The following is a 22126-nucleotide window of genomic DNA, read 5'->3' as shown; positions in this document are numbered from 1 at the left end:
AAATTTTAAATATTTAAGCAATAAGCCATTGATAACCATCAGCCAATTGTTGTTTGGCATTTGTTTCCACAATTTTGCCATGACCCATAATTACCCTATCGAAATCCCAGGCTAGAATTTCATCGATAGATTGTTTGGCGGACTGTTGATCTTTAACTGCAATTTTTTCTAACCAAGATGGTTTTAAAGGTTGTTCTGCTACCCAAAGGTTATTATCTACTTGCTGCAACATTAGAAATAATTTTCAATCATATAAATTAACTATAAAATAAATATTTTATAAAGTATTTAAATACTAATAGTGATCTAGTTTTATTATCTCGATAATTCCGAACAATTTACAATAATTTTACTTTAAGCCACGCGATCGCTTTTCCTTAATTGATTAAGTCAATCCACGGTTGAAGTCAAAGTAGCATAAGTCCACAGGGGCTAAAAAAAGTTACAATTGTTAAAGTACAGAGATTGATTTTCAAGTACTTTACTCCTATATCTAAGATTTTTGTAGTGGAAACGCCTCAAAGTAATTCTATTGTTTTTGATTCTATCGATTCAGCTTTAGCTGATATAAAAGCAGGTCGCTCGGTTGTAGTTGTCGATGACGAAAACCGCGAAAATGAAGGAGACGTAATCTGTGCAGCACAGTTTGCTACCCCCAGCACGATCAACTTCATGGCAGTAGAAGCCAGGGGACTAATCTGTTTGGCAATGACAGGCGATCGCCTTGATGCTTTAGACTTACCTTTGATGGTAACTAAAAATACTGACAGAAACCAGACAGCCTTTACCGTTAGTATCGACGCATCACCCAAACTGGGAGTAACCACGGGAATTTCCGCAGAAGATCGCGCCCGCACAATTCAGGTAGCCATCAACCCCGCTAGTATCCCCGATGACTTAGTCCGTCCTGGGCATATTTTCCCTTTACGTGCCAGAGTTGGAGGAGTCTTGAAACGGGCGGGGCATACCGAAGCAGCGGTAGATCTAGCTAGGTTAGCAGGGCTATATCCTGCGGGGGTAATCTGCGAAATTCAAAACCCCAATGGCTCGATGGCAAGACTACCCGAATTAGTTGAATATGCCAAGCAGCACGGCTTGAAATTAATCAGTATTGCCGATCTCATTAGCTATCGCCTCAAACACGACCGCTTTGTCTATCGCGAAACAGTCTGCGAGTTTCCCAGTCAATTTGGTGACTTTAAAATTTATGCCTATCGTAATGGTTTAGACAATACCGAACATCTGGCGATCGTCAAGGGAGATCCTTTCGATTTGAGTATCAAACCTGCATTGGTAAGGATGCACTCAGAATGTCTTACAGGAGATGCTTTAGGATCGATGCGTTGCGACTGTCGGATGCAACTCCAGGCTGCCCTCAAAATGATTGAGGCTCATGGTTTGGGTGTAGTAGTATATCTACGTCAAGAAGGTCGAGGAATCGGCTTAGTCAACAAGCTAAAGGCTTACACTCTACAAGATATGGGTTTAGATACGGTAGAAGCCAATGAAAGATTGGGTTTCCCCGCCGATCTTCGGGATTATGGCATGGGAGCGCAGATTCTTAATGACCTTGGCATTCAACAAATTAGATTGATTACCAATAATCCCCGTAAAATAGCTGGTTTGAAAGGCTACGGTTTAGAAATGGTCGATCGCCTACCATTATTAATTGAAGCAACAGATTATAACTCCGAGTATTTAGCAACTAAAGCCAAAAAATTGGGTCACTTACTATTGCAAACCTATCTGATTACCGTAGCAATTAATTGGAAGGGCAAAATATCTAGTGAAACCCGCTATGAGAAATTAGATAAAATTCGTTATTTAGCCAAAGAACATGACTTCTTAGTTCAAGAAGAAGCTCGTCCTATTGCGATCGCTTTATTTAGTAATTCATCCCTGATTTTTCATCTTGGTTTCGATCAATCAAATTTAGCTGCTACTGATTGGTATCGAGACTGCAATCACCCTTATCTAGCTGGCATAGCGAAAATACTAGATACTTTAGTAAGTTGGCAAGATATAGATCTCTTAGAATTTTTGATTGCTTCTGGAGACGATCCAATGACTAAATTACAAATCAAACTAGACCGCAAAAATCATACCTTCACAGAAACTATTTCTTCTTTTTGTAACAGTTTGGAAAGTCAAACAATTTATAGTTTTAGACCATAAAACGTAATCTAAAATACAATACAATAACTAGGAATCTAATGTAGATATATAGATTGATGTTTGGTTACTTTTTGTTTATGATACAGAGCAATAAGATATTATCACAGACATTAATCAATAATTTGATGCAAGAAAATTCATCTAATAATATAGAGCATCAAACATTTGCACCTAGTGAATTAATCCCTCTCAAAACAGATTTTTATTGGTTGCTCCAACAAGGCGTAGTTAAAACTTGTACTTGGACAGAAGAAGGACATCCGATAACTTTGGGTTATTGGGGTGCAAAAGATATAGTGGGACAGCCTCTGTCTTTAGTTTATCCTTGTCAAGTTAAGTGTTTGACGATGGTTCAAGCGCTTTCTATCCCCGCACATCAAATAGATAGTGTCAGCGACTTTGTTCATTGTCACGTCCAGCAAACAGAAGAATTACTTTTCATTATTCGTTCGGATAAAATGTATCAACGTCTGCGTAAGATGTTGATCTGGCTGGGGGAAAAGTTTGGTAAAGAAATAGAAATTGGTCAATTAATCGATCTGCGCATTACCCATCAAGATTTAGCGGAAATTATTGGCGCGACTAGGGTGACAGTCACCAAAATAATTAATCAGTTAGAAAAAGAGGGTTTTCTAAGTCGCCCCCAACGCAATACAATCGTTTTACGAAACCAGTCTCGTCCAGCGGGATAATATAATCAGTAATCATTTATGTCCTCTATTGCGAGCATCCAAAAAGGTGCTAAAAATTATCAACAACTATCCATAACCCCCAATACATCGGGAATTGCTGTCAAAGGTAAGATAACTATTCCAGGGGATAAATCTATCTCTCATCGCGCTTTAATGTTAGGTGCGATCGCAGGGGGAGAAACCACAATAGAAGGATTGTTATTAGGAGAAGATCCCCGCAGCACCGCAGCTTGTTTCCGAGCTATGGGAGCAGATATATCTGAATTAAATTCCCAAAAGGTAACAGTCAGAGGTGTTGGCTTAGGTGAATTAAAAGAGCCAGCAGATATTTTAGATGCGGGGAACTCTGGGACTACTATGCGCTTGATGTTGGGCTTGTTAGCATCCCACCCCGATCGCTTGTTTATCGTTACAGGAGACAATTCCTTGCGATCGCGTCCTATGTCTAGGGTGGTTCAACCGTTAACCCAAATGGGGGCGAATATTTGGGGCAGAAAAGGTAATTCTTTAGCACCCCTAGCCGTAAGAGGACAGCAATTAAAACCGACTCACTATCATTCTCCCATTGCTTCGGCTCAAGTAAAATCCTGTATCTTACTTGCAGGGTTGATGGTTGATGGCAAAACCACCGTTACCGAGCCAGCTTTATCCCGTGACCATAGCGAGAGAATGTTACAAGCTTTCGGCGCAACCTTGGATATAGATCCCGATACCAATAGCGTTACTCTCACGGGACAGCCAACATTAACGGGACAAAAAGTAATTGTACCAGGGGATATTAGCTCGGCAGCATTTTGGTTAGTGGCAGGGGCGATCGTACCTGGTTCGGATTTGCTAATTACTAATGTAGGAGTAAACCCTACCCGCACGGGAATATTAGAAGCCTTGGAGATGATGGAAGCAGATATTCAACGAGAAAACGCAAGAATCGTCGCAGGAGAGCCTGTAGCAGATTTGAGAGTTAAATATAGCCGTCTCAAAGCTTGCGAGATATCGGGGGATATAATTCCCCGTTTAATCGACGAAATCCCCATTTTAGCAGTAGCAGCAGCCTTTGCCGAAGGAACAACCGTAATTAAAAATGCAGCAGAATTGCGAGTCAAAGAAAGCGATCGCCTCACTGTGATGGCGACAGAGTTGGGCAAAATGGGAGCAAATATCACCGAATTAACCGATGGACTAGAAATAACTGGTGGTAACGAATTAAAGGGCGCGGAAGTTGACAGTTACACCGACCATCGAATTGCGATGAGTTTAGCGATCGCCGCTTTGAATGCTAAGGGAAAAACTGTTATTCATCGTGCAGAAGCTGCTGCGATTTCTTATCCTAATTTTCTTGATACATTGACTAGCGTAGTAATTTAATCGATACAATTATTGTTACTACTAAATTTTCATTGTATCGTCTAATTTATAATATTAAATATGACTCAGAAAAAACTTCATGCTAAAAAATGATCGTTGGATAATAGAGCAAGCAAAAAAAGGGATGATTGAACCTTTTGAATCATCATTAGTTAGAGAAATAAAGCTTGAAAATGGTAATTCCAGAAAAGTCTTGAGTTATGGACAATCATCTTTTGGTCTTGATATCCGCTTATCTAAAGCCGAATTTCTTATTTTCAAACATATTCCTGGTACTATCATAAACCCCAAAAGATTCAATCCTAAAAATCTCGAACCAGTTCCTTTAAATGAAGATGAAGATGGAGAGTTTTTTATTATTCCTGCCCATTCTTATGGATTAGGAGTAGCATTAGAAAAAATTAAAGTACCTGAAAATATTACTATAATTTGTGTGGGAAAAAGTAGTTATGCTAGATGTGGCTTAATAGTAAATACAACGCCAGCAGAGGCTGCTTGGGAAGGTCATTTGACTTTAGAGTTTAGTAATAGCTCTAGTGCTGATTGTAGAATCTATGCCAATGAAGGTATTGCTCAATTATTATTCCTTGAGGGAGAATTTTGCGATACTACCTACGCAGATCGCAATGGCAAATACCAAAACCAACCCCAGAGAGTAACATTACCAAAAGTATAAAACCCATTCGGGATATTATTCTGAAAAGACTAGATAAAATGATTGATCATATGAACCATAAAGATCCTTTGAACGATGGCAAAAGTAGAATTGAATTAATAGATTCAATGGGAAATGATTTGAGTATAGTTAATGATGCGAGGGCATCTTTTGAAAAAACTTCTAATGAGTTAAACGAAAAAGATATCAAGTTAATTAACTATTTGATTAAGCACGAGCATACATCCCCATTTAGAGGAGTTACATTCAAATTCAAGGTAAAAGCTCCTTTATATATATGTCGTCAATGGTGGAAGCATGTAATTGCTAGTAATCATAACGAAGAACAATTGGGTTGGAATGAAAAAGTGCGAGTCGTTGGTTAGAAATGAGTATTTCTACTCAGGGATTAACCGCGTGGCACGAATGAAACGTTAAGTAAGATTGAGAAATCAATAAAAAATTAACAAACGTACCACGACAACTTATCTTTGGTGTGGGTGAGCATACCGCAAGCCCCACCATCTAGGTAGTAGATTGAAGTACCTTTCCCCTACGGTAGAGAATAGTCATCAATCCGTAAAGCGGGGACGACAGAAGACAAGACCTGAACATTCAACAGGAAAAGACTTCGGGAAGGTAGCTATGCTGAGGAACACGAACCCTATTAAACTTTCGTCATCCATAAACCAGCGAAATGAATGTTGATACGCTGGGAGCAAAATACGTTCAAAGTTTGGACGGTGGCTAATTTTTTCTAGTCCATCACTACTGTCACAACAAACTCGGAAGATTTAGGGCAGCTACGGCTACAACCAACCAAAGATAGGAACGAATAAACCCGAATACGACTCTCTACACATCATCAGATGAAAAGAGTAGCTTACTAGGTGGATGTCATATTCGGGAAAGGATTGACCAAACAAATTGGTCACTGTTTTATGTAATGTAGAGTCTCAAGTAGCGATGACAAATTCTAGACAAGTTCAATCTAAATTGAATATTGAGAACTGGGACGGTATCGACTGGAAACAAGTCGAAAAATCCGTATTCCGATTGCAAAAGCGAATCTACAAAGCGTCAGAGAAAGGCAACGAAAAAGTTGTCCGCAAACTACAAAAACTTCTACAGAGGTCTACGGCAGCTAAATTATTGGCAATCAGACGAGTCACCCAAGATAATCAGGGAAAAAAGACAGCAGGGGTAGATGGGGTTAAATCTTTGTCTCCAATCAAAAGACTCAAACTAGTCAACGAACTGAAAATCAATAAGGTAAAATCAAAACCCACGCGCAGGGTTCTCATACCTAAAGCAAATGGGAAGACTAGACCTCTGGGCATACCCACAATGTTCGACAGAGCTTTACAAGCCCTTGTAAAATTAGCTCTAGAACCAGAATGGGAAGCTCGATTTGAACCAAATAGTTTCGGCTTCAGACCCAGTAGAGGATGTCACGATGCAATTGAAGGAATATTCGGAAAAATATACTCGAAGAACAGATACGTTCTAGACGCGGATATTACTGGATGTTTCGACAATATAGATCACACAGCCTTACTAGACAAAGTGGATACATATCCCACATTGAGAAGGCAACTTAAAAGTTGGCTCAAGGCAGGTTGCATCACAAATGGTGTTTTTGAACCGACAAAAAGGGGTACTCCTCAAGGGGGCATTATTAGCCCTCTTCTGGCAAATATCGCACTGCACGGTTTAGAAGAAAGACTCAATGAATACGCAGCAAGTTGGAAAGGTCAGAAAGCAAAAAATATTAGCTCTCTAGGTTTTGTCCGATATGCCGATGATTTCGTAGTCACACACCATGACTTGAATGTAATAAAAGAATGTAAAAACATAGTCTCAGAATGGCTTTCTGGCATCGGACTACAACTTAATGAAGAGAAAACCCGAATTGTACATACTCTCGATGGATTCGATTTCCTCGGATTCAACGTTAGACAACATAAGGTGGGAAAAAGAAAGTCTGGGAAAGATTGTCAGAAAAAACCGCTAGGTTTCAAAACTATAATCAAACCTTCTAAAGACAGTATAAAGAAACATTATGACCAGATAGCCGAAAAGTGTAAAAGGTTGCAAGCTGCACCACAAGGAGCGCTAATAAATGCACTAAATCCTAATATCTTAGGTTGGTCAAATTATTTCTCTTCAGCGGTAAGTGCGGAAACATTTAAGAAACTAGACTTTTTGGTCTGGAGAAGAATTTGGCGATGGTGTAAGTGCCGTCACCCAAGAAAATCCAGTAAATGGGTCAAAGAAAAATATTTCTGCAAAGTCGATAATAGAAACTGGGTATTCTCCGATGGAGTAAGTGCCTTAAGACTACACGCCGACATCAAGATAATTAGACATATCAAGGTAAAAGGAAATAAATCACCGTTCGACGGAGACTTTCCTTATTGGGCTAGAAGGATGAGCAATCACCCACAAGCCTCAATGCGAGTGTCAAAATTACTTAAAAGACAAAAAGGAATATGTAATCATTGCGGACTATACTTCAGAGCGGGTCAAGTCGCGGAAGTAGACCACATAATTCCTCGTAATATAGGGGGAAAGGATTTCTATACCAATCTCCAACTATTACACAAACCATGCCACGACTCTAAATCCAAAACCGACGGGAGTTTTCCCAGGTCAAAAAGGATTAAACTGTTAGCCAGTTCTTCGGAAAACTACTAACAATAGACGTATCCATGTCAAGGAGCATAAAAGAGAGAAGCCGTGTGAAGTGAAAGTTTCATGCACGGTTTTGAAGACAAGTCCCCTCGGTGACGATGTGGCTTAGTTTAACAGTTTTCGTTATGTAGAAATCGACGATAGTAACGAATTCTATATTCCGCCTACTTTTAGAAAGCAGTCTAAGAATAATAAACAAGCTACTATTGGCAGTTTGGATGATGAATTAAATAGTAAAGCGATCGCCATTTATCAACAACAATGTACTCAAAGCTATCAAGCTTACGCTCAATTATTGGAGTTGGGTGTAGGAAGAGAACAAGCTAGAGGGGTATTAGTTCCTTCTGTTTACACTTCTTGGGTATGGACGGTGTCTTTGCAAGCTTTGTTAAACTTTATTGGCTTGCGTATGGGTGCGGGGGCGCAAAGCGAAATTGGGGCTTATGCTCAAGCAATTGTAGAATTGATCGAGCCAATTGTACCCGTCACTAGGTCAGCATGGTCTAAATATCATTGATTGAACATCATTTAGAATCGACGCTAATTTGACCGAAGCGTTTTTCTGTTTCTTGTTTGATTGCTGCGACAGTCTCTTCTAGGCGATTTTCGTAAATCTTATAAAAGATGTCGTCACTGAGACTGGGAGCAGGTTCGACTGCAACTTTGTGAGTCAGTAAAACTTTATCTGGAGGCGCGCTAGGGTAAGGGGATACTGGCTCCAAAATCCATTTCCCTTTGAGATTTTCAATGTCCCCTGCTATTGCTTCAAAAGCAATTTGTTGGAGATAGGTTTCTGTATTAGCAATCTTGATGCTAGATTCAATAATAAAAACAAAGGTTTTAATTTTGTTGATCTGCTGGAATACAGTACGATCTCCTTGTCGTTCGATCAGTTGGCTACTTTCAACCCCTGGTAGAAATTCATCAAAGTTTTCATAATCAGTTAAAACCTGCCAAGCATTTTCTAGAGAAGAAGTAACTAATATACGGCAAGTGTATTCTCCTTTCTCTCCTTGTAGAATTACCTCTCCCTTTCTTAAGGCTACTCTTTGTTCTACGGGTAATTTATCGACAGGACCATCAAACAATTTAGCATTGGCAACGGGACTAAATATAATAGTTAAACTAAAAGCGATCGCTCCTAAGACCAGTAAAATAAAAGCACGGTACTTTCGACGATGGAGTTGCTTAATCAATTTGTAGAATCTCTTTATAGAAGTTTAGTTTCTGCTCATTCTAGCTATACGTTGTTAGTAAATCGTTAATGCAGCAAAATGATAGCTAAAACTTAACCCATTCTTAAGATATAAGCTATGGCAAGAAAAAGCGATCGCTCATTGGATGGTTTTAATGATTGTCTTGGAAAGACAGGTATTGCTCTCGATCGATACGACCAGATTGGTATAGAGTTTCAGTAATTTCGGAGATGCCTAAAACCGAGTGGGCGCAATAACCGTTGCTAGCCAGCCGATCTTTGACTCCTCCTTCGTGGTCAATCAATACCACAATATCTTTTATTTTTAAGCCCGCAGACTTTAGTTTATCTGCCCCTTCCATGACACTTTTACCACTGATTAAGATATCGTCAATCACCACTACTGTTTCTCCTGGGTTAAAGTTACCTTCAATCAAACGGCGAGTACCGTGGGCTTTTACTTCTTTGCGGGGAAAAATCATAGGACGTTGTAGATTTAAAGCTAACCCTGTAGCAGTCGGCAATGCACCATAGGGAATACCCGCGATGCGATCGAATTCTAAAGTTTCGACAATATCACTATAGGCTTTGAGGACTTGATTGAAAATATGAGGGTTGGAAATTATTTTACGTAGGTCAATATAATAAGAAAAAGTTGCTCCTGATGCTTGAACGTATTCCCCAAACAACAAACAGCCAATATCAAATAATTCCAAAATCAAGTCTTGATGAGGATGTCGATCGAGCAAACACACATCGGGAGTCCAAATTTCGCAAGTAGCTGCGCGATCGCATTTTTTCTGACGATAATTATTGATTGTTTGATTGAGATGGGCAACTTCTTCTGCAAGAGTGTTATTAGCTAATAAGTCTTGGGGTATAGGAATCAATAATCCTTCTCCAGTAGAATTTAGTCCGATCTTAATTAAAGATTCTAGATTATTATTGTTACTCCACAAACTACGTAGTAAGATTGTTCGCTCTGGTGCGATCGCTCTGATCTTGGTTAAGGTTTCTGTATTGGTGGTGCCAACTTCTAAATATAGTTGTTCTGGAGTCGCCCAAGATTGAGCTTCTTCCACTACCTTGAGATAAAAGGGTTGTTCGAGGTTGGGATATCGCTGCAAAACTTCTGCTTGAGGATTAGAAGTATGAGCTAGAATAAATACTGACTTATCAGAATAAACTAAAAATGGCGCAGAATGATCTTGTCCTGCGTAGGGAGTTAAAGTTACCGCGTCAACTCGCCATTGGGTAAAGATGGTTCGAGCAAAGACACTACTAGTATTGAGATCACTATGCTTGGCATCTAAAATAATCGGCAAAGATGGGGGAATTGCGGTCAAGATACGTTCTAATAACTGCAGCCCTGGTATGCCTAGTGCTTGATAGAAGCCCAGAGTTGGTTTGTAAGCACATACGCGATCGCAGGTTGACTGAATAACCCACAATAACCAAGCTTCAATACGTTCGATTAAGGTGTTGTTATCTTCTGAAAGATATTTTAGAAGCATCATTTCAGGATTGGGATCTAATCCTACAATCAACAGACTATGGTTAGTGGCGATCGCTTGATTTAATTTATCAGTAAAATTCATTAGGGTGTGCCATCAAAAAAAGATCGTCAGCCAAATACAGGGAGGTTCAATACTTGTATATTCAACTCTATGCTTTCGGTGGGCGGGAATCAACCAATAATCCCCCACATTTAGCTTAATACGAGAACCATCTTCATAACTCAATTCTCCTTCTCCTTGAAGCACAATCAGCCATTCATTTTTTTCTTGGTCGTACCACTCTCCTGGGGGAGTAACTTGTCCAGTGGAAACAATTTTTTCGATTAAAATGCGATCATTATTTAATAAAGTCTCAGAAAATTCTTGTTGTAGTAATGCTATTGGAAGTTTAAAGATATTGTTTTCTCGATCCTTCATTGCTTATTCCTTTTGTCTGAAAATACTTTACTGCTTTGAAAAGAGCATCATCAATATTTGATTGCGGCAAACCTAATTGGACGACAGCTTTGCTAGCATCGTAGAACATTTTTTGTCGAGACATTCGCACTCCATCTAAAGCAATGGTGGGTTGTTTGCCTAACTTGGTTAAAACATTTTCTTCTAACCAAGCCACTCCGTAGGGTATCCAACCAGGAATTGTCTTTTGTGGTGCGGGTAAACCTGTAATTTGTTCTAGTTTGCCTAACAATTGAGCGAAGGTAAGATTTTGATTGCCCAGAATATAGCGATCGCCTGTTTTGCCTTGTTTTAATGCTAAAACATGACCCCACGCCACATCTTCTACATCAATTAAATTTAATCCCGTATCAATATAAAAAGGCATTTTACGTTGTAGAAAACGCACGATAATTTCTCCCGTGGGAGTAGGTTTTATATCCCACGCACCGATAGGAGTACTAGGATTAACAATTACAATATCTTGTCCTGTTTTAATAGCTTTTACGGCTTCTTGTTCGCCATAGTATTTGGATTTTTTATAATCCCCTATCAGTTTTGATACAGGACTTTGATAGGTTTCATCTGCGGGCAAACTATCTTGTCTGACTCCCATAGCTGCCACCGAACTTGTATATATGGTACGTTCTATTCCTGCTTGACGGGCGCAATTTAAGATATTTCTCGTTCCCAAAACATTATTGAGATAAAGCGTATCTCGATCTTTTTTCCACAGAGAATATTGCGCTGCAACGTGAAATAAGACTTGGCATCCTTTCATTTGTAGGGCTAAATCTTCTTGGTTTAAATCTCCTCGAACGATTTCTATGTCTAGATCTTTTAAATTAACCAAACAACTATTAGCTCTAACTAAAGCTTTAACTTGATATCCTTGTTGCAACAATAATCTAATTAAATTGGCGCCAACAAAACCCGTTCCGCCAGTAACAAAAGCTCGCATCTAAATTGATTGATTTATTTATTTGGTTATTTGTTTTGCATTATAAAATCTAAAAATAAATAAATAATTTTTGCAAGATAAAATGAATAGAAAAGCTTGCCTTTAAAAGAACTAGCTAAATTAATCATGTACGACGACGATTATCGACTTTCCCCCGCAAATTATCGAAAATACCCCAAAGTCCCTCTAGATAGACGAGGGTGGGCGTTTATAGTAGATTTCTTAAGCGTTTGGTTTATTAGCTCTTTTTTTGCGACTAACCTCATAGTTCAGTGGTTGGTATTTCTGCCCTGCTGGTGGATTTTACGGGTGCTAATTGTAGAGAAAAATCAGGGACAAAGCTTGGGTAATTGGTTGTTTGATATTAAAATAATTGACCCGCGTTATAATCGACTCCCTGACTTATTAAGTTTAGGGAAAAGAGAATTGATGGTAGGAATTGGTTCGGCTTTAGCGATCGCAGGATTGCAGAATTTCAGCAGTGGTTTATCTATGTTATTGTTACTCAGTCCTTTAGCAATAGACTGTTCTTTAGCACTGATTGACGAAGAAACCAACCTAGCAGGTCACGATCGCATTGCTCAAACCTTTACGATCCAAACTAAGCGAGGATTTTCTCTCGACTTACGACTTAAAAAAATCTTTGGTCAAATTCAGCGTAGTATGCGAAAATAGTAAGCTGCGTGTCTATATTAAGTAAACGTATTCATAATAGCTAAGTAAGCAAACATATAACCATGGCAAGCAAGAAAGGCGTTCGCATCATTATCACCCTCGAATGCACGGAGTGTCGCAGCAACACTAACAAGCGTTCCCCTGGTGTATCTAGATACACTAGCACCAAGAATCGTCGTAATACCACAGGCAGAATGGAACTAAAGAAATTCTGTACTCATTGCAACGGTCATACCGTCCACAAAGAAATCAAATAGTTGCTATTTAATTTCTCGAACATAGAAAACTTGAAAACCTTACCAAAAAATCATGGCATACTACCGCAAACGTCTTTCCCCAATTAAACCCAGCGATCCTATCGATTACAAAGATGTAGAATTGCTGCGTAAATTTATTACCGAAAGAGGCAAAATTTTACCCCGTCGTATTACGGGGCTAACCGCACAACAACAAAGAGATTTGACTGTGGCAGTAAAAAGAGCCAGAGCGATCGCTATTCTCCCCTTTGTCAATAAAGAAGGCTAAAGCAAAACTATTCTTTACTCCAAGAGTAAACTGTAAAATAGTGTTGTAAGCAAAACTAAAGAGCGCAAAGCTGGTGGAACAAGGAAAGCTGATTGAATTCAGAGTGCAAGGAGAACGTCGTCTTGCAGTTGCCGAACGACCAGAAGGTAAGAAAGACTGGATCGTTATTGACGCAGGAGGGCAATCCCATAAAATACGCCCTCAACGAGTTGAATATACAGTGGAAGGCGTTCTCTATCAACCTTCGGAGATCGCCAGCTTTTTAGCAGAAGTAGAACCATATACAGACCCTGACAGTTTAGAAACCGCGTGGGAAATATTGATTGAAGACGAAGAAAGTACGACTCCGCAACAGATGGCGGAATTACTATTTTCAGATGCCAGTCCTGCCCTTTGTTATGCAGCTCACTGTCTTTTAAGTCAAGATAAAACATACTTCAAACGCAAAGGTGATCGCTACGAACCACGGTCTGCCAACCAAGTAGCAGAAATCCAGCATCAGCTAGAAGTTCAATTACAGAAAGAACGAGAAAAAACCGAATTTATCGAGCATATTAAACAGGCTCTGGCAGGAGAAAGCATTGAATGGAGTGAAAGCGATCGCTTGCGCTTAGAATCCATCGAAAAGCTAGCTTTGGGTATGGAAGGAACTTCCAAAGCCGCCCCAGAGATGCTCAAAGAAATAGGCAAAAACTTTGACGATCGAGCAGCTTTCGATCTCTTAGTAGATATAGGATGGTGGAGTAAACACGAAAACCTGTTTTTACGTCGCAGTTCCTATCCTGTAAACTTTTCTAAAAAGGTGCTTGATGTGGTGCAACCTCGCCTTCAATCCGATCCTGCCGACGCTGATGAAAACCGTTTGGATTTAACCCATCTCAAAGTTTGTACTATTGATGATGAAAGTACTACCGAAATTGACGATGGTTTGAGCGTTGAATATTTAAAAGATGGCACGATCAAACTCTGGATTCACATCGCCGATCCCACCCGTATAGTCGATCCAGAAGACGAATTAGATTTAGAAGCCCGTCGCCGTAGTACTAGTATCTATCTTCCTACGGGAATGGTTTCCATGTTCCCTACAGAATTAGCCACAGGGCCGATGAGTCTGGTAGAAGGGAAAGTTTGTTCTGCTCTTAGTTTCGGGGTCATTTTAGATGAAACTGGAGGAGTCAAAGAATACGAAATTCATTCTAGCTTAATCAAGCCTACCTATCGTCTTACCTATGATGATGTGGATGAGATGTTGCATTTAGGAATTCAAAACGAACCCGAGATTCCCGACTTGGCTAAATTTTCTTATCTACGAAGAAATTGGCGTAAAGAACAAGGTGCAATCCAAATCAAGATGCCCGAGTCAACGATCAAAGTCAAAGATAATGAAGAAGTAACTATTGAATTAATTGATAGTTCTCCCTCTCGCCAATTAGTTGCCGAAATGATGATCCTCGCGGGTCAAATTGGGGGTGCATACGGTACTGAACATAATTTGCCTCTCCCCTACAGGGGTCAACCCCAACCAGAACTACCATCAGAAGAAGAATTGCTCCAGTTGCCCGTAGGACCTACCCGCTTTTGTGCCATACGTAGCTGTATGCCCCGTAGTGAAATGAGCATGTCTCCCATTCGTCATGCTAGCTTGGGTTTAGACAGCTATGTCCAGGTAACATCCCCGATCCGTCGTTATACGGACTTGTTATCTCATTTTCAGATCAAAGCTCATTTGCGAGGTAACGAACTGCCTTTTTCCCGCGAAGAACTTCAAGAGATTGTCTACAGCGTGAGTAGTTCTTCTTACGAAGCGACTTTAGTCGAGCGTCAAACCAATCGTTATTGGGGTTTGGAATATTTAAGACGTAACGCTGAATGTGTTTGGGATGTATTGGTCTTGCGCTGGCTACGAGAGGATGAAAATTTGGGTTTAATTTTGATTGAAGATCTGGGAATGGAATTACCCCACCGTTTCGATCGCCCCGTTACTTTGGGAGAGCGTTTGGAGATGAAGGTAACTCGTGCCGATCCTCAAAGAGATGAGGTAAGACTGAGAGAGATAACTGAAGCAGAAATTCAAGCTACAACAACTTAAAGCCTTGGTAATTAAAACTTTTGTTTTTCAAGGGGACAGGGTTTAAAAGTGGATAAGTAATTAATTATCCACCTCTTCCTCTTACAACTATTCAAAGTTAGCTGTTACCAATTGTCCGTTGATTTACGCACCAACAGATTCTTTGGCTGCGTACATTACTTCTAGAGTAATTACAGCAAAACCACGTTCGCGAGCAAACTTTTCCGTATTGCGTTTGACTTTTCCACGGACAAAACCAGGAATTTTGCCTAATTCTCCTGTAGCTTCTTTATCCCAACTCAAGTCAGATCCAGCAGAGATACCTTTAGTGATGACTTCTTTAGTATCGTGTCCGCCAAAGATTTCTAGTAAGTGATCTTCCATGCCCAAAGTGAAGGAATTGTAGACCAAATCGGCAATTTGGTTTGTACCTTCGTAACCCATGAAAGGCTTGTAACCAATAGGGAAATTTTGAATATGGATCGGTGCAGCAATTACACCGCAAGGAATATCCAAACGCTTGCCAACGTGGCGTTCCATTTGCGTACCAAAGATAGCAGAAGGTTCGTGACGAGCGATCGCATCACCAATTTCTGCGTTGTCCTCACTGATCAGAACTTCATCGCAATATTCGCTAACTTGTTCTCTAAACCAGTCTGAATCGTATTTACAATATGTTCCTGCTAGGACGACATGAATTCCCATTTCTCTAGCGAGAATTTTAGTCATGGCTACAGCGTGGGTATTGTCGCCAAATACAACTGCTTTTTTACCTGTTAAGTTTTGACAGTCAATGGAACGGGAAAACCAAGCAGCTTGGGATACATAGAGAGTTTGGTTATTAATATATTTTTCGTAATCTACCTCTGCACCCTGGGCGTTAATTACTTGTTGAATCTTGCGGATACATCTTGCAGTTTCTACCACACCCATAGGCGTAATATCTACATAAGGCATATCAAACTCAGATTTCAAATATTCTGCGGTCATCATGCCCAATTCACGATAGGGAACTAGATTGAACCAAGCACGGGGAAGATTTTTCAGGTTGTGTACTGAAGCACCATCAGGAATTACTTCATTGACCGCAATACCCAATTCTGCCATTAGGCGTTTTAATTCAGTGCAGTCGTGTTGGTTGTGGAAGCCCAGAGTAGAGATCCCAATAATATTGACCGAAGGTATTTCAGTTTTATCTGTGGGTAATTCGTCTTTTTTCTTTGCTTTGTCTAGATAGAATTTAACTGTTTGATGTAGAGTGCGGTCTGCTGCTTGTAGCTCGTTGTAGCGATAGTGATTTACATCCGCTAATAAGACATCGCCCTTCGTATCCATTGAGGCGCGAGTAACAAAGTTTTCTAGATCTTCCTGCAAAATACTGGAAGTACAGGTGGGAGTGAGAACGATTAGGTCTGGATTTTCTTCTTTATCCTTGCGAGTAATATTATCAATTACTTTTTCTTGGGAACCCCGCGCTAATACATTGCGATCGACAATACTAGCGGTCACGGGAGTAAAATCCCTTTCCCTTTCTAACATCGATCGCATGACATTAAAGTAATCATCTCCCAAAGGGGCGTGCATAATGGCATGGACATTTTTAAAGGAACTGGCAATGCGTAAAGTACCGATATGTGCGGGACCAGCATACATCCAATAGGCTAATTTCATGGGTCTTCTCTCCTAAAATTAAATTGACGCTATTGATTCAGATATTTGGATAGAAAATAACGATATGGTTTTGTCAAACTTGGTTTTGATTGTCCCAGAAATAGGCTCGTAAGGGGGAGGGTCAATTTTGCTAAATAATTCTAGTATTTTAGTTTGTCAAAACCTTGGCTTGACTGGCTTAGGGTCAAGTCAAAGAGCATGATTAGAAGAGTTTGTCGGCAATAAATCTTAATAGGATACTAACATTATGAAATACTATTTATTGAGTTTTGTATATTATTTTGTTGAGTTGGCAATTAGTTAAGATTACTAATTTTTAAATTTATAATTAACGGCCAGCATAAACTATAAATTTTTAATAATATTTTGGCGAGGATTAAATTGTTCTAATTTTTGTAACTTTTCATATAATTCTTTTTCTTCTGCCGTAATTTCTTTGGGAGTAACAATTAAAATTTCTACTAATTGATCGCCTCTATTGCGAGATTTATCAAAATAACCCTTGTTCGCCAAGCGCAACCTTTGACCCGATCGCACTCCGTTAGGTACTGTGACTTTAACCAAACCGTCAATGGTGGGAACTTCGATCGCGCTACCCAAAATTGCTTCAGAGGGAGTTATGGGAATCTGACAGTAGATATTACTCCCTTGAATTTCAAAGAAAGGATGGCGCGCTACGGTAATCTTGAGATACAAGTCTCCTCCTTGAATCCCTTGTCCTTTTAAACGTATACGCTGCCCGTTAAACATTCCTGGAGGCATATCCACCTCTAAAGATCTGCCGTCTTCTAGGCGAATTTTGCGTTTCCCCCCGCGATAGGCTTCATCTAAGCCAAGAGTTAATTTTGCTTCAATATCCCGACGTTGGGGGATTTCTCTCTGTACTTTCGTCCTACCAGGACGAAAATCATCAGTAGCTACACTATTGGGACGAGTACGTCCTCCTGTTCCAGGGCGAGTACTGTTATTAGGACTATCTCGCCTAAAAAAACTCTTCGGCTTGATCGAGCTATCATACTGCACGCGCCTAGTTTGGTCGGATAAGACCTCGTAGGCTTCATTGATATCTTTGAACTTTTCTTCAGCAGCTTTATTTCCCAAATTGCGATCGGGATGATATTTAATGGCTAAGGTGCGGTAAGCTTTCTTAATTTCATTACTTGGGGCATTTTTATCAACGCCCAACATTTCATAATAGTTACGCACTTGTGGCATATCTTAATTTTCTCAATTATCAATTATCAATTATCAATCAATTAGAACCATTCATCATCATCATCATCCCAATCATTTTCAGGGGGAGGATTACGGGAGGGATTACGACCACTGTAACGGTCTTGGGGTGGGTAGTCGTCTCGACCAAGCCGAGAGTTTCTGGGGGGTTCTCTTCTGGGAGGAGAGAACGATGGTGCATCGGGATTGCTATAGGGATCGTTATAACCAGGACGACGATTGCGATCGCCTAAATCTCTACTAGAATCGTCATAATCATTGTATCCGCGATCAGAACGACGGGATTGACGACCTCTTTGGTCGTAACCATCATCCCAACCGCTGTTATTAAAGCGGTTCGGTTCGTCGCGATAACCCCCCGCACCCGCACCATAACCGTTGTCGTAGTCGTTGTATCCTGTAGAAAGATTGCCACTACGCCCAGGAGGATTACGGTAAGGATCGCGACTGCTAGCACCGTAGTAATCAGTTTGACGAGGATCGTAGGAATAGTCGTCCGTCACATAATCGTCATCATCTCCTAAGAAGGTTTTGCGAACTGCACCCAAGAAAGTATCGTCTTCATCATTATCATATTGCAGTCTAACTTCGCGATTTAATTCGTAGAGAGTGTCTTGCAAATCTGCTTCGGAGCGATCTAAAGTACGTTCGTCATCTTGTTCGAGACTTTTGAGAATTTCTTCGCACAATACATCTATGCGACGACGATAGTAACTAGCAAACTGGCTGCCAAAATCCAAGGTTACTTCTTTTAGTTTGCGTTGTGCTTGATCGGTCAATGCCTTGGCACGATTGCGTTTTTCTACTCTTTCCCTTCTGGCGCGGTCTTCTTCGGCAAATTTCTCTGCCTCAGAGATCATCCGATTAATTTCCGAATCACTTAGGGTAGAAGCCCCCGATACGGTAATACCTTGTTCTCTGCCAGTAGTTTTATCTCTAGCAGTAACTTGCAAAATACCATTAGCATCAATGTCAAAAGACACCTGTATTTGAGGTACGCCTCTAGGTGCGGGGGGAATTCCCGTAAGTTTAAATCGACCCAAAGATTTGTTGCCGTTAGCCATTTCTCTTTCCCCTTGGAGGACGTGAATTTCGACCACGGTTTGGTTGTTTTCTCCTGTGGAATAGACATCCGAACGACGGACGGGAATAGTAGTGTTGCGGGGTAACAATTTGTTCATCAATCCACCAATAGCTTCCAACCCCAAAGAAAGGGGGGTGACATCTAATAGCAGAATATCCTTAACTTCATTGGTCATAATACCTGATTGGATAGCTGCACCAATGGCTACAACTTCATCGGGATTGACATTTTGATTGGGTTCGAGGTCGATATAGCTGCGGACGAGTTCTTGCACCATCGGGATACGAGTCGAACCGCCCACTAATACTACTTCATCAATATCCATTGGTCCCAAGCCTGCGTCAGAAATAGCTCGTTTGAGGGGACGACGCAGACGACTAACCAAATCCCCGCATAGTTCTTCAAATTTAGCTCGATTGAGCTTCATTTCAATATGTTTAGGCCCATTTTCGTCAGCAGTGATAAATGGCAAATTAATTTCTGTAACAGATAACTTAGATAGCTCTATTTTGGCTTTCTCGGCTGCTTCGGTCAGTCTTTGTAGTGCTTGGCGATCGCTTTTTCTCAGGTCAATATCTTCTTGTTTGAGAAATTCTTCTGCCAACCAGTCTACAATACGGCGATCGAAATCATTTCCTCCTAGTTGAGTATCACCACTAGTGGATCTGACTTCAAATACTCCCTCTCCAATATCCAAGACAGAAACATCAAATGTTCCCCCGCCCAAGTCAAACACCATAATAGTTTGAGGGCGACGCTGATCCAAACCGTAAGCTAAAGCTGCTGCGGTGGGTTCGTTGATAATTCTTAATACATCTAGCCCTGCAATACGCCCTGCATCTCTAGTAGCTTGACGTTGAGAGTCATTAAAATAGGCAGGCACGGTAATTACTGCCCCTGTAATTTCTTCTCCTAAATAACGCTCCGCTTCTTCGGCTAGCTTGCGCAAAATCATTGCCGAGACTTCTTCGGGAGCAAATTCTTTTTTTAATTTGGGACAGCGAATCTTGATGTTACCCAACTCATCCCGTTTGATCGTATAAGGGACTCGTTTTGATTCTGGCTGGAGTTCGGCATATTGACGACCCATAAATCTTTTAACACCATAAAAGGTATTTTCTGGATTTAAGACGCTTTGTCGTCTTGCCAATTGTCCGACTACCAATTCTCCATCTTTGTTGAAGCCAACTACAGAGGGAGTAGTTCGCATTCCTTCTGAATTGGCAATGACAATAGGTTTTCCCCCCTCCATTACCGCTACGACAGAATTAGTTGTTCCCAAATCTATGCCGACTACTTTTCCCATGTGTGCAATGGTCTCCTATAATCATTCCCCAAAATATATATGTTACGAGCTTTTAATTCGCTTTGGCTGCTTAACACCATATAATAATCTTTTATTTATTGTCTTTAGTTTACTTCAATCAAAACTGAGAAATTATTTTACTCATTTCGTACTGATATTAATCAACATGATTTATTTAGACTCGGCATTCATAGAAGAAGTTGAAAGTGCTGTAGCCATGGGTTGGGTCAAGGGAGTTACGACTAATCCTACTTTATTGAATAAAGTTAACCTTTCTCCCGAAGTTTGTCTAAAACAATTGACCGCTATTTGCCCAGGAGAATTATATTATCAGTTGTGTGCTAGGGATTTTCCAGGGATGGTGGCGGAAGCTAGCAAAGCTCGTGAAATTATTGGCGATAAAATTGTGTTAAAAATACCCGCTACAGAGTTAGGTTTTCGAGTGACAGCCCATCTTTCATCATCCATAAACTGTTCTGTTACTGCTATTTATAGTCCCGCTCAAGCTGCGATCGCATCAGAAGCTGGAGCAAAATATGCGATCGCCTACGTTAACCGTGCTACGAGACTTTTAGGCGATGGTTTAGCTTTGGTGAGGGAGATGTCTGAGATTTTAAAGGATAGTAAAACAGAAATCCTCGCAGCTAGTCTCAAATCTCCTGAAGAAGTAGCAGCTACATTACAAGCAGGGGCAGATCATTTGACTGTACCCATGTCAATTTTAAATGCTATGGCTACCCATGAATTGTCAGAAAAAACCGTAGCTGAATTTACTACTAATGGTATTGGCATTACTGGTTATTAATTTTTATTCAACCAATTTTATAATCTAAAGCTACACTGTAAAATGCCCTCAACAGCTTTAGTCTATGACTAATCTAAAACAACTACCCAAACCCAACTCAGATATCAGCGATTATGAATGGGGAATTACTCCCAACACCGTAAAAGCTATTATCGAGCGATTACAGCAACTTTTACAACAAAAACAGCAAAATTTAGATACTCTACACCAAGAAAACAAATGGCTACGAGAGCAATTAGATCTTAGACTAGACAGACCAAATCGCGCCTACACTCCTCCAGTCCCAGAAATATTACTTTGGGCAGCTATGGGCTTAATCTTGACTGTTGCAGGGACTTTTCTTCCAGCCTCTAGTTTTGCTGCGCCTTGGTCTTGGTTTGGTGATGGGTTTGGCATTCAAACATTGGGGGTAAGTTATCAAGTTGGTGCGGTGTTATTGACTGCTTGCTTGGGAGGTAAGAATGCAGCTTTGTTATCCCAAATTGCTTATGTCTTATTAGGTCTGACTGGATTGCCTGTCTTCGATCGCGGAGGGGGTTTAGAGTATTTACAACAGCCCAATTTTGGCTATCTGATCGGTTTTATTGTTGGTGCTTGGCTTTGCGGTTGGTTGGCATTTCAAACTTTAGTTAAATTCTCCTCTTTAATTGCTAGTTGTTTGGTTGGCTTGCTAGGGATTCATCTTGTAGGACTAATTTATTTAGTCGGAATGTATCTTACAACTGGCTTGGGGTCTAGTATTGATTCTCTCTGGCAAGGAATAGTAGTTTATTCTCTACAACCCTTTCCAGGACAAATAGCGGTAGTCTGCGCTGTTAGTTTGGTGGCTTTTGTGATGCGAAAAGCAATGTTTACTTAACTTCTGTAAAAGAAATTATTTTTAGTCCAGCACTCTTTGTAATAATTGAGCGCGATCGCATATTCTCTTGTTTACTATAAAAGAGTTTTAAAATGTCTGGGAATGAGATGGAAAAGAATCAGAAAGGTAGTAGGAGGACAACCAGATACAGAATTATATCCCACCTTCCGCACGTCAGAATGCAACATGAAGTAATTCAAGATAATTAAGT

The 22126-nt window shown here is 40.3% G+C and carries 20 protein-coding genes and 1 pseudogene; 13 read left to right on the top strand and 8 right to left on the bottom strand.

Features of this window, described 5'->3' with window-relative positions:
- Positions 1 to 13 precede the first annotated feature (13 nt).
- A complete protein-coding gene (locus I4641_RS18345) occupies positions 14 to 232 on the bottom strand; it encodes a hypothetical protein (RefSeq protein WP_229642029.1) in 219 nt (72 codons plus the stop codon).
- Between the two features lie 275 nt (positions 233 to 507).
- Between I4641_RS18345 and ribBA the strand changes: the two genes are divergently transcribed.
- The 7 genes and pseudogenes from ribBA to I4641_RS18310 form a co-directional block, all read left to right on the top strand.
- Positions 508 to 2175 carry a bifunctional 3,4-dihydroxy-2-butanone-4-phosphate synthase/GTP cyclohydrolase II gene (gene ribBA, locus I4641_RS18340; RefSeq protein ID WP_369426835.1) on the top strand — a complete coding sequence of 556 codons (1668 nt, stop codon included), beginning with the start codon at positions 508 to 510 and terminating at the stop codon, positions 2173 to 2175.
- 125 nt (positions 2176 to 2300) lie between these two features.
- A complete protein-coding gene (locus I4641_RS18335) occupies positions 2301 to 2867 on the top strand; it encodes a Crp/Fnr family transcriptional regulator (protein WP_229642028.1) in 567 nt (188 codons plus the stop codon).
- 18 nt (positions 2868 to 2885) lie between these two features.
- Positions 2886 to 4232, top strand: coding sequence for a 3-phosphoshikimate 1-carboxyvinyltransferase (gene aroA, locus I4641_RS18330; protein WP_229642027.1), 1347 nt, complete (start codon positions 2886 to 2888; stop codon positions 4230 to 4232).
- A gap of 79 nt (positions 4233 to 4311) precedes the next feature.
- Positions 4312 to 4908 carry a dCTP deaminase gene (gene dcd / locus I4641_RS18325; RefSeq protein ID WP_229642026.1) on the top strand — a complete coding sequence of 199 codons (597 nt, stop codon included), beginning with the start codon at positions 4312 to 4314 and terminating at the stop codon, positions 4906 to 4908.
- A 50-nt stretch (positions 4909 to 4958) separates the two neighbouring features.
- Complete coding sequence (locus tag I4641_RS18320; RefSeq protein WP_229642025.1) at positions 4959 to 5273, top strand: FAD-dependent thymidylate synthase; 315 nt, start codon at positions 4959 to 4961, stop codon at positions 5271 to 5273.
- Positions 5274 to 5853: 580 nt separating this feature from the next.
- A complete protein-coding gene (gene ltrA / locus I4641_RS18315) occupies positions 5854 to 7584 on the top strand; it encodes a group II intron reverse transcriptase/maturase (RefSeq protein ID WP_229642024.1) in 1731 nt (576 codons plus the stop codon).
- Between the two features lie 124 nt (positions 7585 to 7708).
- Positions 7709 to 8098, top strand: a pseudogene (locus I4641_RS18310) (FAD-dependent thymidylate synthase); the annotation flags it as partial.
- 7 nt (positions 8099 to 8105) lie between these two features.
- On the opposite strand, the gene I4641_RS18305 reads toward I4641_RS18310, so the two are convergent.
- From I4641_RS18305 to hpnA, 4 genes are all read right to left on the bottom strand, one after another.
- Positions 8106 to 8777 (bottom strand): SRPBCC family protein, encoded by a 672-nt coding sequence (locus tag I4641_RS18305; protein WP_229642023.1) that lies wholly within the window; start codon positions 8775 to 8777, stop codon positions 8106 to 8108.
- Positions 8778 to 8928: 151 nt separating this feature from the next.
- Entirely contained in the window at positions 8929 to 10374 is a 1446-nt protein-coding gene (locus tag I4641_RS18300) for a bifunctional orotidine-5'-phosphate decarboxylase/orotate phosphoribosyltransferase (protein WP_229642022.1), read from the bottom strand.
- Positions 10375 to 10386: 12 nt separating this feature from the next.
- A complete protein-coding gene (locus tag I4641_RS18295) occupies positions 10387 to 10710 on the bottom strand; it encodes a cupin domain-containing protein (RefSeq protein ID WP_229642021.1) in 324 nt (107 codons plus the stop codon).
- Positions 10682 to 11689: a hopanoid-associated sugar epimerase gene (gene hpnA / locus I4641_RS18290; RefSeq protein ID WP_229642020.1), complete on the bottom strand. Its 1008-nt coding sequence runs from the start codon at positions 11687 to 11689 to the stop codon at positions 10682 to 10684. The genes I4641_RS18295 and hpnA overlap by 29 nt, the downstream gene beginning before the upstream one ends.
- Positions 11690 to 11815: 126 nt before the next feature.
- On the opposite strand from hpnA, the gene I4641_RS18285 reads away from it, so the two are divergent.
- The 4 genes from I4641_RS18285 (at position 11816) to I4641_RS18270 (ending at position 14978) form a co-directional block, all read left to right on the top strand.
- Complete coding sequence (locus I4641_RS18285) at positions 11816 to 12364, top strand: RDD family protein (protein ID WP_229642019.1); 549 nt, start codon at positions 11816 to 11818, stop codon at positions 12362 to 12364.
- Between the two features lie 62 nt (positions 12365 to 12426).
- Entirely contained in the window at positions 12427 to 12621 is a 195-nt protein-coding gene (gene rpmG / locus I4641_RS18280; RefSeq protein ID WP_229642018.1) for a 50S ribosomal protein L33, read from the top strand.
- A gap of 52 nt (positions 12622 to 12673) precedes the next feature.
- On the top strand, positions 12674 to 12889 hold the full coding sequence (gene rpsR / locus I4641_RS18275; RefSeq protein ID WP_229642017.1) for a 30S ribosomal protein S18: 216 nt from the start codon (positions 12674 to 12676) through the stop codon (positions 12887 to 12889).
- A gap of 73 nt (positions 12890 to 12962) precedes the next feature.
- Positions 12963 to 14978, top strand: a complete 2016-nt coding sequence (locus I4641_RS18270; protein ID WP_229642016.1) for a ribonuclease catalytic domain-containing protein — start codon at positions 12963 to 12965, stop codon at positions 14976 to 14978.
- Positions 14979 to 15101: 123 nt separating this feature from the next.
- Here I4641_RS18270 and bchB read toward each other — a convergent pair whose 3' ends face one another.
- From bchB to dnaK, 3 genes are all read right to left on the bottom strand, one after another.
- Positions 15102 to 16628 carry a ferredoxin:protochlorophyllide reductase (ATP-dependent) subunit B gene (bchB, locus tag I4641_RS18265; protein WP_229642015.1) on the bottom strand — a complete coding sequence of 509 codons (1527 nt, stop codon included), beginning with the start codon at positions 16626 to 16628 and terminating at the stop codon, positions 15102 to 15104.
- Between the two features lie 345 nt (positions 16629 to 16973).
- Positions 16974 to 17843, bottom strand: a complete 870-nt coding sequence (locus tag I4641_RS18260) for a DnaJ C-terminal domain-containing protein (protein ID WP_229642014.1) — start codon at positions 17841 to 17843, stop codon at positions 16974 to 16976.
- A 41-nt stretch (positions 17844 to 17884) separates the two neighbouring features.
- A complete protein-coding gene (dnaK, locus tag I4641_RS18255; protein WP_229642013.1) occupies positions 17885 to 20251 on the bottom strand; it encodes a molecular chaperone DnaK in 2367 nt (788 codons plus the stop codon).
- 166 nt (positions 20252 to 20417) lie between these two features.
- On the opposite strand from dnaK, the gene I4641_RS18250 reads away from it, so the two are divergent.
- Both I4641_RS18250 and I4641_RS18245 read left to right on the top strand, forming a co-directional pair.
- Positions 20418 to 21056 (top strand): transaldolase family protein, encoded by a 639-nt coding sequence (locus I4641_RS18250; protein ID WP_229642012.1) that lies wholly within the window; start codon positions 20418 to 20420, stop codon positions 21054 to 21056.
- A 64-nt stretch (positions 21057 to 21120) separates the two neighbouring features.
- Entirely contained in the window at positions 21121 to 21915 is a 795-nt protein-coding gene (locus tag I4641_RS18245; protein WP_229642011.1) for a biotin transporter BioY, read from the top strand.
- Positions 21916 to 22126: the final 211 nt, after the last annotated feature.

The organism is Waterburya agarophytonicola KI4 (assembly GCF_020640915.1).
GTDB classification, from domain to species: domain Bacteria; phylum Cyanobacteriota; class Cyanobacteriia; order Cyanobacteriales; family Xenococcaceae; genus Waterburya; species Waterburya agarophytonicola.
The sequence above is the reverse complement of the archived record's forward strand: the minus strand, read 5'-3'. Positions and strand labels throughout refer to the sequence as shown.

What these genes read in the sequence shown, in the direction of transcription:
- aroA (WP_229642027.1), top strand. Translation starts at nt 2,886, where the DNA reads ATGTCCTCTATTGCGAGCATCCAAAAAGGTGCTAAAAATTATCAACAA.
- ltrA (WP_229642024.1), top strand. Translation starts at nt 5,854, where the DNA reads ATGACAAATTCTAGACAAGTTCAATCTAAATTGAATATTGAGAACTGG.
- rpmG (WP_229642018.1), top strand. Translation starts at nt 12,427, where the DNA reads ATGGCAAGCAAGAAAGGCGTTCGCATCATTATCACCCTCGAATGCACG.
- I4641_RS18345 (WP_229642029.1), bottom strand. Translation starts at nt 232, where the DNA reads ATGTTGCAGCAAGTAGATAATAACCTTTGGGTAGCAGAACAACCTTTA.
- dnaK (WP_229642013.1), bottom strand. Translation starts at nt 20,251, where the DNA reads ATGGGAAAAGTAGTCGGCATAGATTTGGGAACAACTAATTCTGTCGTA.
- I4641_RS18285 (WP_229642019.1), top strand. Translation starts at nt 11,816, where the DNA reads ATGTACGACGACGATTATCGACTTTCCCCCGCAAATTATCGAAAATAC.
- I4641_RS18245 (WP_229642011.1), top strand. Translation starts at nt 21,121, where the DNA reads ATGACTAATCTAAAACAACTACCCAAACCCAACTCAGATATCAGCGAT.
- I4641_RS18335 (WP_229642028.1), top strand. Translation starts at nt 2,301, where the DNA reads ATGCAAGAAAATTCATCTAATAATATAGAGCATCAAACATTTGCACCT.
- I4641_RS18250 (WP_229642012.1), top strand. Translation starts at nt 20,418, where the DNA reads ATGATTTATTTAGACTCGGCATTCATAGAAGAAGTTGAAAGTGCTGTA.
- rpsR (WP_229642017.1), top strand. Translation starts at nt 12,674, where the DNA reads ATGGCATACTACCGCAAACGTCTTTCCCCAATTAAACCCAGCGATCCT.
- I4641_RS18260 (WP_229642014.1), bottom strand. Translation starts at nt 17,843, where the DNA reads ATGCCACAAGTGCGTAACTATTATGAAATGTTGGGCGTTGATAAAAAT.
- bchB (WP_229642015.1), bottom strand. Translation starts at nt 16,628, where the DNA reads ATGAAATTAGCCTATTGGATGTATGCTGGTCCCGCACATATCGGTACT.
- I4641_RS18295 (WP_229642021.1), bottom strand. Translation starts at nt 10,710, where the DNA reads ATGAAGGATCGAGAAAACAATATCTTTAAACTTCCAATAGCATTACTA.
- I4641_RS18320 (WP_229642025.1), top strand. Translation starts at nt 4,959, where the DNA reads ATGAACCATAAAGATCCTTTGAACGATGGCAAAAGTAGAATTGAATTA.
- dcd (WP_229642026.1), top strand. Translation starts at nt 4,312, where the DNA reads ATGCTAAAAAATGATCGTTGGATAATAGAGCAAGCAAAAAAAGGGATG.
- I4641_RS18300 (WP_229642022.1), bottom strand. Translation starts at nt 10,374, where the DNA reads ATGAATTTTACTGATAAATTAAATCAAGCGATCGCCACTAACCATAGT.
- hpnA (WP_229642020.1), bottom strand. Translation starts at nt 11,689, where the DNA reads ATGCGAGCTTTTGTTACTGGCGGAACGGGTTTTGTTGGCGCCAATTTA.